This window comes from Clostridium sp. K13 (genome assembly GCF_019734195.1).
GTDB lineage: Bacteria > Bacillota > Clostridia > Clostridiales > Clostridiaceae > Clostridium.
On sequence record NZ_JAASHM010000042.1, the window covers coordinates 1 to 15,650 of the forward strand.

Annotated in this window: 11 protein-coding genes; 1 reads left to right on the plus strand and 10 read right to left on the minus strand. The window is 28.3% G+C overall.

The window, feature by feature from the left end:
• Nucleotides 1-185: 185 nt before the first annotated feature.
• From HCG76_RS16295 to HCG76_RS16315, 5 genes are all read right to left on the minus strand, one after another.
• Nucleotides 186-380 carry a hypothetical protein gene (locus HCG76_RS16295; RefSeq protein ID WP_221701311.1) on the minus strand — a complete coding sequence of 65 codons (195 nt, stop codon included), beginning with the start codon at nt 378-380 and terminating at the stop codon, nt 186-188.
• Between the two features lie 81 nt (nt 381-461).
• Nucleotides 462-614, minus strand: a complete 153-nt coding sequence (locus HCG76_RS16300) for a zinc-ribbon domain-containing protein (RefSeq protein WP_221701312.1) — start codon at nt 612-614, stop codon at nt 462-464.
• Between the two features lie 193 nt (nt 615-807).
• The gene (locus HCG76_RS16305; RefSeq protein WP_221701313.1) at nt 808-1,170 is read right to left on the minus strand and encodes a DUF5658 family protein; all 363 of its coding nucleotides are present in this window, start codon (nt 1,168-1,170) and stop codon (nt 808-810) included.
• Nucleotides 1,171-1,411: 241 nt separating this feature from the next.
• A complete protein-coding gene (locus HCG76_RS16310) occupies nt 1,412-2,161 on the minus strand; it encodes an rRNA adenine N-6-methyltransferase family protein (RefSeq protein ID WP_221701314.1) in 750 nt (249 codons plus the stop codon).
• Between the two features lie 216 nt (nt 2,162-2,377).
• On the minus strand, nt 2,378-4,102 hold the full coding sequence (locus tag HCG76_RS16315) for a right-handed parallel beta-helix repeat-containing protein (protein ID WP_221701315.1): 1,725 nt from the start codon (nt 4,100-4,102) through the stop codon (nt 2,378-2,380).
• A gap of 175 nt (nt 4,103-4,277) precedes the next feature.
• Here HCG76_RS16315 and HCG76_RS16320 point away from each other — a divergent pair, with 175 nt between their 5' ends.
• Nucleotides 4,278-4,610 (plus strand): HesB-like protein, encoded by a 333-nt coding sequence (locus tag HCG76_RS16320; RefSeq protein ID WP_195986628.1) that lies wholly within the window; start codon nt 4,278-4,280, stop codon nt 4,608-4,610.
• Between the two features lie 43 nt (nt 4,611-4,653).
• Here the strand turns inward: HCG76_RS16320 and HCG76_RS16325 are convergent, their stop codons facing one another.
• From HCG76_RS16325 to HCG76_RS16345, 5 genes are all read right to left on the minus strand, one after another.
• The gene (locus tag HCG76_RS16325; RefSeq protein ID WP_221701316.1) at nt 4,654-5,325 is read right to left on the minus strand and encodes a hypothetical protein; all 672 of its coding nucleotides are present in this window, start codon (nt 5,323-5,325) and stop codon (nt 4,654-4,656) included.
• A gap of 130 nt (nt 5,326-5,455) precedes the next feature.
• A complete protein-coding gene (locus HCG76_RS16330) occupies nt 5,456-6,253 on the minus strand; it encodes a GTP pyrophosphokinase (RefSeq protein WP_221701317.1) in 798 nt (265 codons plus the stop codon).
• Between the two features lie 110 nt (nt 6,254-6,363).
• Nucleotides 6,364-7,050 (minus strand): metallophosphoesterase, encoded by a 687-nt coding sequence (locus HCG76_RS16335; protein ID WP_221701318.1) that lies wholly within the window; start codon nt 7,048-7,050, stop codon nt 6,364-6,366.
• Between the two features lie 158 nt (nt 7,051-7,208).
• Complete coding sequence (locus tag HCG76_RS16340; RefSeq protein ID WP_221701319.1) at nt 7,209-8,366, minus strand: GNAT family N-acetyltransferase; 1,158 nt, start codon at nt 8,364-8,366, stop codon at nt 7,209-7,211.
• 178 nt (nt 8,367-8,544) lie between these two features.
• Nucleotides 8,545-15,408 carry an alpha-N-acetylglucosaminidase TIM-barrel domain-containing protein gene (locus tag HCG76_RS16345; RefSeq protein ID WP_221701320.1) on the minus strand — a complete coding sequence of 2,288 codons (6,864 nt, stop codon included), beginning with the start codon at nt 15,406-15,408 and terminating at the stop codon, nt 8,545-8,547.
• Nucleotides 15,409-15,650: the final 242 nt, after the last annotated feature.

The following is a 15,650-nucleotide window of genomic DNA, read 5'->3' on the forward strand; positions in this document are numbered from 1 at the left end:
AAATAGGATATAACTAATGATCATTTTTGTACATTTTTATTTTCCATTTTCTGTTCATTGTTATATTATCATTTACACTCCACTCCAAATGCAATTACAAATGACGTAATTAAAACTACCACAATATGATAATACACTCTAAAATCCCTTTATTACCTAATTAATAGATTATCTGTATTTTATCTCTATATTCTGTATACTACTTTTATACATCTCAATGTTTTTTCTATATCTAAAAATCTTACTAACCCTTTATTATAAAATAAATCATGGTTAAATTCTTCCTTCAATTCCGCTGATATTGTTTTTAAATATTTATTAAACTTTTCATCTGTCATCTTATCGATATTTTTATATATTATTTCTATGTTATTATTCAAATTAACTTCCTTCTACTATACCTTTTTAGATTTTATAAAAAAAGACTTTAGCATAAACTAAAGTCTTATAACAATCTAAAATTATCTTCTATTTTGCTCTTTTTTAGCTCTTCTACAAGAAATACATCTTGTTGGTTCATTTGTAAATCCTTTTTCTTTATAGAATTCTTGTTCTCCTACAGAAAATACGAATTCACTTCCACAATCTCTACATACTAATGTTTTATCTTTCATAATAATTCCTCCTGAATTTAAGGTTCTAAACCGATATAATATTTTCTAATTCATGAGAAACTATTTATCTAATTAAAACTTATTTATTAGCAATCATGCTATTTATTTATAATAACATATTTTAAATTTTATTGCAAGCATAATCTTTATTATATTTAAAAAATTAACTTCATAGTGGCCATTAATAACTATATTAATATTTATTTAAGTATATTATTAAATTAATTAAATGCATCACATTAATTACAATATACATACCAATTAGTATTTTTCCTGTAAGTATCGATCTTTTCATTTGTGTAATATTAGATTTCTCACTTCTCCAATACCAATAAATCAATACTAATGCCATTAACCCAATCTTAAAAAAATACGGTTCTAAACCATATATCATTATCTTAAAAAATATATTTTGTTCACTAAATAAGTTAGGAGCTTTCCATATTAAAAACTTTGTAACTATTAACTCTAAAATATTTAATATATATAAAGTAACCAAAAACTTACCTAATTTTTGTCTACTATTTCCTCTTATATCAATTACCTCACATCTCATACACCCTACCCCAAACTACTCTAATAATTTAACTTAATTAAACACTCTATAAATATATTATTTCCAATTTATGTAAATAAGTCAATATTTTTAGTTCGATTTTTTTCTTAAGTATTTTAAACAATAAAAAAGTGCATCATGGAGATCTCTGCACTTTTTTATAGATATATATATTTAAATTATTAGGGGATATTAAGATTATGTCCCCTTTTAGAAATATTAAACATAAAAAATAAAAAACTTATTCAATATCATTTAATACAATTTTAAATTCTTCTAATACTTGAGATACTAACTTTTCATCTAATTTTTCATAATACTCTAAAAGATTAGATTCTTGAATTGCTTCAAAAGCTTTTCTGCTTGATTCCATCCAATTTTCAGGTATATATACCCATACTATTTCTGTATAACTACAGCTTAATAAAAAATGCTCCATTCCAAAAAAGCTATAATCTTCAATATTATGAATCTCATTAAACTTCTTATAATCATCTACTATTTGTGAAGTTAATTTATATTCATAAATATCAACATAGAAGAAATCAAACTCTTTACTTTCCGCTTCTAATGCATCACAACATATAACCTTTATCTTTGGATTTTCTTTGAAATTGCTATAATATAAATCAATTACATCTTGGCTTATTTCATAAACTACTACTTCTTCTACCTCTGCCTTTTTAGCCATTTCTTCTACCACATATCCAAGGCCTAGACCAACAACACCAACTTTTCCTCTTGCCATCTTTATAGCAAAATAAGAAGCTTGTATTTCTAATGGTGTTAGTCTCATACAAATATGATTAGGTCCATGTAGTTCTAGTATATCCACATCATACTCATCTTTTTTTTCATATAAATATCCTTGTACAATTCCTTTTAGCCCATCTATAGATTTTATTTCATAGTCACCAATTTTTATTTTTTTAATTTTATTATTATATTCATTTATTTTATCTAAAACATACTTTTTATCAAAAGGCTTCAAAATTAACAATCCTCTCTTTACAACATATTACTAACTTAAATATTATGTTAACTAACTCTTTTTTATTATACAAACATTATTTTTCAAACTATCAAAAATTCTTATAAGCTATCTCTTAATAGATAGTATCTTCAATACCTTTTTATATTATATTGCCAATTTATTGAAATTTCAATAATAAAGTCGACCATCGCCGACTTTATTATTACTATATTTTTATTTTTTAGTATATGGTGTGCTTAATGAATAACTATCTTCAAAATTAGAACCTGATATTTTATATGAACCCTCTCCATTCCAATCATTATAATAATTTTTTTCATAGTAATTAATAACTTCTACTGAATTATTATCATAGATATTTTTATTGCTATTACTAACAAAATTATTATATCTTACAATATTGTAATGACTTCCTTCTACAATATAAAGTCCATAATTTCCATTATTAATTATACTATTTTCTTTTATTATAACTCCATTGGATCCTCCATCATCCTTTGCTGTTGATAAAAGTAATCCATTAATAAAATTATTCATTATATTATTTTCTAATATCTCTGTAGAATCATTTTTACTAATTAATATAACACCATTTCCTTGACTTCCATTTAAATTATTTCCCTTAACAGTATTACAAATATTATTATAGTAGAAATAAATTAATGAAAAACTAGTTTTTATATAATCATTTTTATCTATATTATTTTCTCTTACAGTAAAATTATTATCTATAATATTATTAGTTGAATTATCATTATTTAAATATAATCCACAAACTAAATTTACAGCTTTATTGAGTTCTAATCCAAAAGTTGCTACATTTTCTTTTAATTCTATTTGATTTTCTCCAATCTCATTATGATTATTATTAGAATCTAATAATACCCCTATAAAAGAAATATCCTTAATACTATTTTCATTTGAATTTAAACTATAAGCATTACTGTTTACATAAATATAATTATTCTTTATAGTATTTGAATTATTTTCATTTGAACAAAGAATACCATAAAAACCCATTTCACCATCATTACAATTAACTTCAAGGTTATTAATATCTATCCCTATATTATTTTCCTCAATATTTATTCCTGTATTATTATAATCTAAACAAATAGATGATATTTCAACTTCTGCTAAATTACACTTTTTTAAATTTAAACTATTATTTTTAATATATAAATTATTATATTTTATAAGTGTATCATGGGTTGAAAAGCTATTTATACAATATGCATTAAATGAGTATGAATCTAAATCTGGTATTTCAATATTCCCATTAATAATTTCTACTTCATTATTCATCATATAAATGGTTGTTGAGTTCTCAATAATTATACCAATATAACTTTCCTTCATAAGTTCATCAATTATTGTACTTATATTAATAGAAATAGCATTATTTTGTATTATCACTTTACCTGAATCTAATATAAATATTCCTATACTTGAATTTTTTGATGAGGATATCTCATTATTCTTTATTCTAATTTCACTACTTCTATTTGATACAATAGATTCTTCATTTTCTTTAAAAGACATATACTGAATAGAAATTTCTTGAGAAAATTCTATATATATAGCTATCTTACTATTTTCTATTATAAAATTCTTCAAATTTACAGCATGTTGTCCAATAATACTTATAGCTATGTCATTGTCTCCAATAATCGTTCCTGCTCCATCAATTGTAACATCACTAACTTCTATTAAAAATAGCTTTCCTCTGTGATCTACCTTGTTATCTAAAGTTGCAATTCTAGCTTCTTTGTTCCAAGTTCCAATATCTACTTTATTACCCTCAGCATTTATCCATCCATTTTCATTGTTTAAAAATATTACATCTTTTATATTTTCTATTATTGAATGAGCCGTATTATAATAATCCCTATGTGGGTATCCACTTAATATATCCTGTTTTAATATATTCTCTTCCATAAGTCTCCTCCCAATTAGTTATATAAAATATACTATTCATAAATTCTCCTAATTGCTAGTAACTTTATTGGGACAAGTTATTTTTTTACAATTTACTTATAAAAAACATATTGCTATTTCCGAGTAATATGGTATACTATAAACATAATTTGAATAAATTCAAGAGGTGAATATTATGAATAAATTTTTAGTAAGTGAAGAAGCATATAACGAATTCAAGGCTTTTCTTGTAGAAAACGAAGTAGAAAATTTTAGCATAAGAATTAACTTAGCTGGTTTTGGTTGCAGCGGTCCAGCTTTTAACATAACTGTTGATGAAGCAAAAGAAGGAGACGTTACTGAAAAGATTAATGACATAACTTTAATCGCTGAAGAAAAATTAGTTGATGAATTCGGTGGATTCAGATTACTTTCATCTGAAGAAAATGGTGGTAGAGGATTATCTTTAAAACCAGTTATCGAAGTTGAAGGTGGTTGCGGATCTTGTGGTGGTGGATGTCACCACTAAGATAAAAAAAGCTAAGCAAATTTGCTTAGCTTTTTTATTTATTCTATTTAACTGTATTTTCATACGTAAAACTATACTCTACATATTTATTATTAACTTCTTGAATTCCTTGTAAAATATCAACCCAATAATCTTCTTTAATCATTTTCTCTTCTTTTTTACTTTCAGGTACATTACAATTTTCTTCGTAAAAGTTATTAAAATAATTATTTAAATCTGATGCCATATCCTTTAATGCTTTAAAATCTTCTGCTATTTTATCTTTTAATTCTATAACATCAATCTTTTTGGTCATATCATTTTGAATATATGAATAAATTAATTCTTCTATTTGAGAATATAATTCATTTTTAGTTTTAGTATTTACAACTATATTTTTATTCTTATTTTTAAAAATTCTTAATGTTTTATTATCATCAGCAAGATAATTATTCCAAAGACTTAATTCTGCTTCTGAAATCTTACTATAATTTTTATAAAGAGTTAAAAGATCTACATTATTAACACTCTCTGCATTAACACAACTATCTAATATGGAAAGTATAGCTTCATTTCTAAACCTTATTTCTTCTATTTTACTATAATTTTGTTTTCCCAGTTCATAACTATACTTCTCATTTAAAATAGCCTGATAAATATTAGCTGTAAAGCTTATCATTAATATAACAACAATAATTATAAAGCAATTATCTTTTATATTAGTTTTAATCTTCATTCGCCACCCCCGCTTATCTTTAGTATATCATAATAAGCCTAAAGTGACAAATTAACTAAACTGCGAAGCAATTTAGTTAGTTAAGAGCCTCCGCCCAGTTAACTTTTATTTTTCTTCGCAGTTTATTAAACTATTCATTGTCTTTATATCTTACAATATCTTTTTTTATAGAGTCTAAAAGACTATTTAGCTCCCAAACTTCACCTTCATCAACAAGTTTATTTAACATAACTTGATATCTACTTGCTTCAGCAGCTTTTCCTAAGGACATTAAAGTCATTATATTATTCATGATGTTAGTGATTATATCAGACTTAACTTCAAATAATCTTTGCGCATCCTTTATTTCATCTTTTATCTCTAGCATTTGTTCATCTAAATTAAAAGCTGAATCTGCTGCTTCTTTTAGCTTATCTTGAATTTGTTTAGGAATATGTTGTTTATACTTATAATTTAATGAATGCTCTATAGTAGCCCAGAAATTCATTGCCAAGGTTCTTATTTGAAACTCTGCTAATATATCCTTTGGCCCTTCTGCCATATAAACAGTATACTTAATTATAATATGGTAGCTTCTATATCCACTTTGCTTAACATTTCTAACATAGTCTTTTTCATAAAGAATTTGCATATCCCTTCTTGCCCTAAGAAGCTCAATAACCGTATCTATATCATCAACAAACTGGCACATTATTCTTATACCAGCTATATCCTCCATTTCCTGTCCCACTCTATCAAGAGGAATTCCAAACTTATTAGCTTTTTCTAAAAGACTTGAAACCTCTTTAACTCTTCCTGTAACAAACTCAATTGGAGAATATTCATTTCTCTTTCTATACTCTTTTCTTATACTTTTTAATTTAACCTTAAGCTCCTCAACTGCCTGCTCATAAGGCATAAGGAAGCTTTTCCAGTTTTGCATTGCCATAAACATCACCCTTAATTTTACTACAAATAAATTATATCAAAAACAAGCCAAAGTGTAACCAATAATTACTATAACTTCAATTTAAAACAATATTACTTGTATATTTTCAACTATAAAAGCCTAACAGGATTAAAATTTATAAAATCACAAGAAGTCATTATATATTCAACACCTTCAATGTTTCCTTCTATAGCTTTAATATTAGATGGTCCATGTAAATGCCCATATATAACTTTTTCTACTTGATATTCCTTGAATATTTTCATAAAATCAGAATCCTTACCTTCTTCACCAAATGGAGGATAATGAATCATAACAATGAACTTAGTATATCCTGCATTTTTAGCACTATCTAAAGATAATCTTAATCTTATCTGTTCCCTTGCATATATTTTAGCATCTTTTGAATTAAATTTATCACTACTTGGATCAATCCATCCTCTTGTTCCACAAATAGCATAGTCATTATATTCATAAAAATTATTTTGAAGGAATTTTGTATTATTATACATTGAGTTTAACTTTGATATACTACTCCACCAATAATCATGATTTCCCTTGCTTATAATCTTCTTTCCTGGAAGACTATCAATCCAATCTAAATCTTTTTTGCTGTCATCATGCTTCATGGACCAAGAAATATCACCTGCAATTAAAACAGTATCATCTTCTGTTATTTTTTCTATCCAATTATTCTTTATCTTTTCATCATGATTAGTCCAATGTGCCCCAAATATATCCATAGGTTTATCTGTACTTAATGCAAGATGCAAATCGGAAATAGCATATAAAGCCATAATCATCCCCCTTATCTTATGTCTAAATTAATTGATTTATCTATTTATTATAACCACTTAATCTTAAAATAAAAAGTCTCTTAGGTCAATTTAATATTTGCAACAACCTGCGGGGTCAATCCAAATATTAGATTGACCCCGCAGGTTGTGTCATAAAATTAAACTTTATCTTGAGTTGATATAAATAATGGTATAGGAAACCATGAATTTATAACCTTATTAACTTTTTCATCTTCTAATATAAAACTACTAAATGGACTAAAAAGCAATTGCATAGCTTTCAAATGGTTTAACTCTATATCACACTTTCCATTAAAATTACTAACAGAAATGCTATCATTATTAATAACTATTTCAATCTTCCCATATTCATTTATATCAATAGCTATTCTTCCATTTTCTAATTTACTATAAGAATTTTTAAAATTTAATAATGCTTCTAATGTTTCTTCATAATTAACTATATTAAATTGATAGGAACTATTTATTGTACTACCTTCCGCTATATCAAAAAGCTCTCTTATCTTTTTCTTTTCCCAAAGGGGTAACTCAAAATTAATCTCCTCAAGGTTATTATAATTAATGTAATTAGCTATAACTGTTAAGTATAATTCATCATTATTAACAACTAATTCGCTAACATATTTTTTATCAGGAGTAACTACCATATAACCAATGAAATTATTATTATTTTCAATAGAATATACATTAAAACTCCAAGATTTCAATACATCTAAAAACTTAGACTTTTCTCTTTTAAACTTATAATTACTATTATTATAAAGCTCATATGCTTCATCTAAAAATTCCATCTTATTTTCTAATATCTCTTTAAATGTAATCTTATCATTAATATAATTATTTAATTTATGTTTAACATTTTCATTGTTAATAGTAAAATGTACTTCTTGTCCACAAGGTGTATATGAAAAATACTCATATCTTTGTTTCATTCCACCTAAACAACTTAAATGAAAGCCTTGTTTTTTCATATCTTCTAAGGCCATATTCATTAATTTTTTCATATATCCGGCCCCCCTTGAATATGGGTGAACTGATACAGTTCCAATTCCTCCAACCTTAAGCTTTTTATCTAAAACCATAAGATCCATTGGAAAAACTCCTACTATAGCTTTTATCTTACCATTTTCTTTTACAATATAATGATTCTCCATAGTATTGTATTCTCTTTTATATAACTTTGGCAAAAGACTTGGAAAATCAGTTTTTCCTCCTGAATGACTAAATACATAATTAGCAAAATCAACTATCTCTTCATAGTCTGATTCTATTCCCTTTAAAAATTCTATACTCATAAATCCTCCTCTAACACTCCTCACTTGTATCCTATTATTAGATTATCATATTTATAAAGCTATTATATCAAGTTAATTTATTCTTATATTAATTAATATTTTACATAAAAAATTAGCCTCAAGAAAATTTCAATATTTTGATTATTTCCTGAGGCTAATATAATTGTTATAAACTTATTTACTTCTTCTTATTTTTTCTTCCTAATAATGCTCCACCTGCAGCTAATATTCCACCAAATACAACTGCTAAAGCTGATGATGCTCCACCTGTTTTTGGTAAGCTTGAATCATTTCCTGGCTTTCCTGGCTTTTGTGGCTTTTCAGATGGCTTGTTACCATTTCCATTACCACTATTTCCGTTATTTCCATTATTCCCGCTACCATTGTTATCATCAGTAGCATTAGCAAGTAAGCCATCAAATGCTGTTCTTAATGCTTTTTCAGCGTTATCAACATCTTCACTAGTAGCTTCTTCATTAGCTAATATATTTTTAGCATTAGCTAATTCTGCTTCTAATACAGCCCAAGTTTCACTTGTATATTTGCTTGAATCTAAACTTTCCATCTTATTTATTAAGTCATTTAATGCATCTTTATTTGGCTTTAATCTTAACTCTAAGAATGATCTAATTAAGTTAGTATAAGTTTCAGTAACTTCTGCTTCTAAAGCATTCTCATCTGCAATTACTCCATTAGCAATAGCTACTACTCCTTGTAACTTATCCCAAGTAGATTTTATATAGTTATTTCCATCTAAAGTATCAATTCTTTCTACTAAAGCTATTAAATATTGCTTATCACCCTTTTCGAAAGATAACATTTGCATTGCCTTACTTAATCTAGTAAATGATGCATCTATTTGCTCTTGAGTTGCGTTTGAATTTGCTAATAATCCTTGTGCCTCAGCTAATGCAGCCTTAAATTCAGTTACTACTACTGGTACAACCTTTGAAAGCTCAGCTTCAGTTACTTTATTAGCTTCTTCAACAGTAATTATTAAATGAGTTTTAAATATACCATTTTCAAGCTCTGCTAACTTTTCATTAGCTTCTGCTATTAAATCTACTAATTTACCACTAGCAGCATCAACAACATCCTTAGTAACATTTGCATCATTAGCAATTACTTTTGCCTCTAAAACTGCAGCTTCCATTTTAGCTACTAGCTTTTCAGTTCCAGAGTATTTATTTAACTTATTAATAGCTTCACCAGCATTTTCAATAAGCTTATTTAAATCTGCCTTATCAACAACTAATGCTTCATCAAATTTAGCTTTTGCAGTCTTTAAGGCTTCAACAGCTTCATCAACTTCTACTTGTGATGCATTTGTATTAGTTAATACTGATTTAGCAGTTTCTACTGCTGTAGTAAATTCTGCAATAGCATTTGGAGTGTTAATTCCTTCTGCATTACTTAATGCCTCTTCAGCATCAACTATTGCAGCTTCTAATTCAGTAATATTTACTATAATAACACTTGATTTAAATGTTTCTACTTCACTATTTAATTCCTCAACTATAGTTGCAATTTCAGTAATATCAGTAACATTAGCAAAGTCAGCTTCTGCTTTATCTATAGCAGCATTTAATGCCTCTACAGCTTCTTGAGTATATTGACCATTTCCTGATCCAACTACAGCATTTCCAACAGTTTCTTTTGCTATTGCTAATGCAGCTTCATATTTAGCTTGCTCATCAGCAACTTCTAAATAATTATCAAATGCTACCTTTAACGAATCATAAGCTCCATCAATTTGGCTTTGTCCAACTTTAACAGTTTCATATACAGTTATAGCACTTGCCTTTTGAACTTTTAATTCTTCTATAGCACTTTCAACAACATTTCTTTGTTCCTCTGTTAATTCTGCTAATCTTTCAGTGTTTAAGCTATTTAATACAGCATCAACTTCATCAATTAATACAGCTAACTTAATTCTATTAATTTTAACAGCTTGATTTCTAAAGTTTGAAACTGCAGTCTTTAACTCTTGAACTAACTCTTGAACTCTTACTGAATCTGGATCCTTATCTAGTTCAGCTTTCGCCTTTTCAATAGCAGCTCCTAATGTATCCTTAGCTTCTTGTGGATAATTACCTGCCATATCTCCAACTACAGCTGAATTGTATATACCTTGAACAACACTTATATAGTTAACTAATGGTTGAGTTGAATCACCTTTATAAAGCTTAACTTCATCTATCTTAACATCATTGTTTAAGAATGTTAATTTAATATATTTAGCAATTATTCCACCATCAATTTCCTCAACATAGTTATTATAATCTTTATCATTTTTACTTCTGTCAGCAATACTAATCCAAGTTTCACCATCTTTTGAGTATTCAACTTTATATTTTAATGCTTCGTTTGAACTCTTTAATATTTCAATTGCTGAAATATCTTTAGTTGAACCTAAATCAAATGTTACAACCTTATCTTCAGCTGCACTTGCTTCCCATGCTGTTTCTAAATTATTATCTTTAACATTATTTATAGCTTCATTGTTTACATTTGCACTTACAGTAGTTGATTCATTAATTGCAATATTATCAGGGATACTATATACATTTAATTCTGCTGCTGTAGCAAATCCAGCAATACCTTCTAAAGCAACTAATCTAACATGAGTAGCTTGTACATTATCAAACTGTACTACTTTTTCATTTGAATTATTGTCCCAATTTCCTGAAGCCACCGTCTTAAAGCTTTGTCCATCAGTACTTACTTGAATTTCATATTTAGTAATATTACCATTGCTGCTTCCACTTCTAGGTAGATAGCTATACTTATTTATTGTATATTCTTTACCTAAATTGATTGTAATATCATGTGGTAACTGAGTAAATCCAGAACCATATTTAGTATGCCATATAGTATCCTTATTACCATCAATTGCAAAGCTTGCTAATCCTTCATTTCCTACGTTTGGATGTTCTGAACTTGCTTCAATACTCATATTTTGTTGAGGTATTTTTACAGAAGCAGTAACACCTTGATTTGGAGTAGACTTAGAATTAACCTTGATTTCAGCAAGTGCTGACCATGCTCCTTGAGCATCTCCTACTGCAGCTTTTCCATTAAATGTTACCTTAATATCCTTAACATTATTTTTAACTGGTATAGTATATGCTTTTTCTAAAACTTGATTATTATTAGTTTTATCTAATATAACTGTTGAATTTCCATTTGCATCAATAGCTTCTACTTTAAACTTAAATGGTAATCCTGCTTTTTCAAATACAACTTCTACATTTTCAGCAAAGTATTCTTTTCCTAAATTAACATTTGCCCATGCATCTGGTGCCCCATTTGCAGCAATCCATAAAGTACTTGTATTTCCATCTACCAAATTAGTTAATGGCCTTCCACCTTCTGAATTACTACCTGTTACTGATTTTCCTAATGCAACATTAACTAATTCTTCTTGTGATTGTGCTGGTCTTAATGCCTTTATTTCAGCTAAACCTGCCCAAGCACCTGGCCATTGTCCTTGTCCGTTTTTACCAGTTATAGTAACTGTTACATCTCTAATTTCTTTATTTATTGCTATAGTGTATGTCTTATCTACCGGTTTATCATTTCCAGTCATATCTAATACAGTGCTTGTAGTTCCATCTGCATTTTCAACATCTACTTTAAATTGGAATGGTAATCCAGCCTTTTCAAATGATACTTCTAGTTTTTCAACAAATTCAGATCCTAATAAATCAACATTTATATCTGATCCTATTCCTTCACCATTTGATACCCATATAGTTCCTAAGTCACCATCAGTAACATTAGATGCAGGCTTTCCAGCTTGTTCACTTGTTGCTGTAGCTGGCTTTCCTAAAGCAATATTATCATATTCTACCTTTTCACCTTCTTCTTGACCTTGGTAAACCATTATTTCTGTCATTTCAGGCACTAAAAGATTATTATCACTATTTATTGTTAATTTTACTTGATCAGCAATTCCCTTATAGTCAATTGAAATAGTTCCTGTTATAGTTCCTTCATCTTGTCTTGCAACTTCTTTCCACTCACCATTTTCTCTAACTTCAACTACATAGTTTATTGGGAATCCACCTGCTGCTTGGTTTGGTGCAAAAGCAATTCCATCAACACTATATTCTTTTTCTAAGTCTAAAGTTAATTCTACTGGCCATGTAACTCCATTAGCCATCCAAGCTGTTCCTGTAGTACCATCAGTTAAATTACTAGTTGGATTTCCTTCCTTACTTTCAACACTACTTGTAACAGTTTTTCCTAATGCTATATTTACTTTTTCAACTGCACTTGAAGATCCCCCTAAGAATTTCTCCATATTAGTAACAGAAAATTCATCCATAGCTATATTAGCTAACATAGCTAAGTCTTCGCCTGAACCTTCTGTAGTATATTGGTTTTCTTCAGTTGTCTTTTCATTTGCCCATTCGTATTCAACTCTGTACCAATTAATACCTGGTGCTGGTTTACCAGTTTTTAATTCATTGCTTATACCATCAACCCACATCTCCCATCTCTTAAGATATAGATCTCCAGTTAATCCAGCCCATTGTCTATTTGAATAATCTTTTAAGCCCCCGTTTTTATAATCTCCCCAAGTAGTAATAAGTGCTCTTGCATTAAATTCAAATAAATCCTTTGTCCAATCATCTGCCCCTTCAAGCATTGTTCTTGATTGCTCTATCCAAGTTCCAACTAAGAACTCTGGACTTGTTGATAATACTCTTTCTTGTAATCTTATTAAGTCTAAGAAATGTGTTGAAATCTTATCAAACTTTTCTGAATCACCAGCATTATATGCTGCAACCATTTCCTTATGATATTCTTGTGCTGAATTTGCTAATACTTGCTTAGTTATATCTAAGAAGTCATAAACAAATGCATCACTGCCCTTCAAGTCATCATAACAACTAATAAATAATTCCATTGCTTTTTCAAGCTCTTTCTTATTATATGGAATTTTACTATGCCCCCAAGTTGATGCACTATTAATTGACATTGCTGGTCTAGCATTTATAACTGATTCTGCTGCCCCTTGATAATAATAGTCGCTTTTCTTGTATGCTGTTTCTAAAAGAATTTCCCAAGCTGCAATAGCATCTTCATTTACAGCACCATATCTTCTTTCAATATAATTATTAACCCATTCTCTATAATTAATTGGGTCTCTTGTCCATACCATATCACCAATTAATTCATAAACTATTGGACTGTTGTTTATAGCTTCTGGTGTAATACCAATTCCCTTCATATGCTCTGTATTTGCTAAAGCATCTGGAATTGAAGTAGCTACAGTTTCAACTTGTCCATCTAATCCCATTCTTCCACCAAAGTTATGAAGCATGTTCCAAACCCATGGAATATCTTGATTATCAAATCTCTTATAATCTGGATTTAAATCTGAGTTTAAGTCTAATATTAAAGCTTGCTCTTTATTAGTTAATCCTGATAACTTAGTATTATCTGGATTACCTTGCCAGTGTTGAATAACCCAAATTGCATTATTATCATGTTCAATCATCTTATCTTGGATTGTTCCATATATCTTTGCACTATTCATTCCCCCTGTATTTCCACCTTCATGGAATGGGTCAACTGCATAGTAATCTGTAATATCTCCATAAACCTCTTTTTGTTTTTCATAGAATACATCTGCAACCTCTTGGAAGTAATCTTTTTCTCCCTCATTTACATAAGTTTTTAACATATTAGGTCTATCAAATCCACACCAATCACCTTGTGGTAATATTTGTGCGTCTGGATTCTTGCTTTGGAAATCTAGTGGAACCATTCCTGAATACCCTTGTAATACAGGTTTAATTCCTAATGTTTGCATTCTATCATGAAGCTGTCTTCCCAGTTCAGCTCTTTCTTCAAACCAATTATCTGGTAGTGGTCCACCAAAGCTTGTCATGTTTTGCATATAGAACCAAGCAAAATAAGCTGGTCCTGAAATAAATTCTTTTACTTCTTCATCTGAATATCCAAACTCATTTAAAGTTCTTCTTAAGACTTCTTCTTGTCCAATTATATCTAACATTAAGTTAAATCCATTCATCGCTGACCAATCTAAGAAAGCCTCATATTCATTCCAATCCCAGAATGACATTGTATATGAATAAGTACAGAAATTTAATGAATATCTTTCTTCATATGGAGTATCAATAACTATTTTTTCTCCAACTGAAGGCATTGTTTCCGGCATATTTAAGTTAGATCCCATCATAGGGTTATACATTACTTTTGCATAATTCTTTAAATAATAATTAAATCCTGATGCTAATGAAACTCCGTTATTTCCTCTAATAACTATTTTTCCATCTGCTCCATCTTCAACTTCAAATACATCATTTCCTGTTGAAGTTGCACTTCTCATTTCAAATATGAAATTATCCTTGTATTCATCACCTATTACTCTTCCAACCATATTAGTCATTTCACTTACAGTTTTTGAGTCAGCATATGATGTATCTGTAGTAAATTTATTATATTCAGTTTCCCATTTTGAACCTGCAAAATCAGTAGTTTCTATTGCTGTTTCCTTTGCAACTTCATCAGATACCTTCTTACCATATAACTCAATTTCAGCTATATTTGAATTATCATTGTTTGAAGAGAAAGTAACATCTATTCTTATTTTATTAACCTTTACATTTCCTGTATTATGTATGTCACCATCTATTGTTGCTAGGTCATTATTTTCTTTGGCTCCAATTTTTATAAAATTTTCACCATCTGATGATGCATATATATTGTAATGATAGTATCCTCCAATTTTATTAAAAACCTTAATTGAAGATAAATTATATGTGGCACCTAAGTCTATCTCTACCCATCTATAATGATTTGATGACTCCCAATAAGTTTCCTTATCTCCATCCATAGCTAAATTTACACTATGATTATTAGTGTTGCTTTTCGCTGTAATTGTAACACCCTTACTTATGGAATCATTCGTCCCAGCTTTTACTTCTACTGGTATTGATACTGTCAGTCCTGCAACACAAGTTACAGCTAATGCTCTTGCTATGTTTACCTTAATCTTATTTCTCATATTTACCCCCCCTATCAATATAGATAAGTAAAATCTTTCCATATTGTTCTGTTTTTTTTTGCATAAAAAAAAGCTGAAAAAGGCATAACAAAACCTCCTTCAGCTAATGCTCATAATACACTTATGATGACACACTCAAATTTTTTAAAATCATTAATATTTTATATTTATATAATAATTAGTACTTGTTTTTTTGTCAATACTCATTTTAAAACCTTTTCATTTCCTAAACTAATATTTAT

Bases quoted from the DNA above. Each gene is read 5' to 3' on its own strand.
- HCG76_RS16300 (WP_221701312.1), bottom strand. From the start codon at position 614: ATGAAAGATAAAACATTAGTATGTAGAGATTGTGGAAGTGAATTCGTA.
- HCG76_RS16325 (WP_221701316.1), bottom strand. From the start codon at position 5,325: ATGAAGATTAAAACTAATATAAAAGATAATTGCTTTATAATTATTGTT.
- HCG76_RS16345 (WP_221701320.1), bottom strand. From the start codon at position 15,408: ATGAGAAATAAGATTAAGGTAAACATAGCAAGAGCATTAGCTGTAACT.
- HCG76_RS16330 (WP_221701317.1), bottom strand. From the start codon at position 6,253: ATGGCAATGCAAAACTGGAAAAGCTTCCTTATGCCTTATGAGCAGGCA.
- HCG76_RS16335 (WP_221701318.1), bottom strand. From the start codon at position 7,050: ATGGCTTTATATGCTATTTCCGATTTGCATCTTGCATTAAGTACAGAT.
- HCG76_RS16340 (WP_221701319.1), bottom strand. From the start codon at position 8,366: ATGAGTATAGAATTTTTAAAGGGAATAGAATCAGACTATGAAGAGATA.
- HCG76_RS16315 (WP_221701315.1), bottom strand. From the start codon at position 4,102: ATGGAAGAGAATATATTAAAACAGGATATATTAAGTGGATACCCACAT.
- HCG76_RS16305 (WP_221701313.1), bottom strand. From the start codon at position 1,170: ATGAGATGTGAGGTAATTGATATAAGAGGAAATAGTAGACAAAAATTA.
- HCG76_RS16320 (WP_195986628.1), top strand. From the start codon at position 4,278: ATGAATAAATTTTTAGTAAGTGAAGAAGCATATAACGAATTCAAGGCT.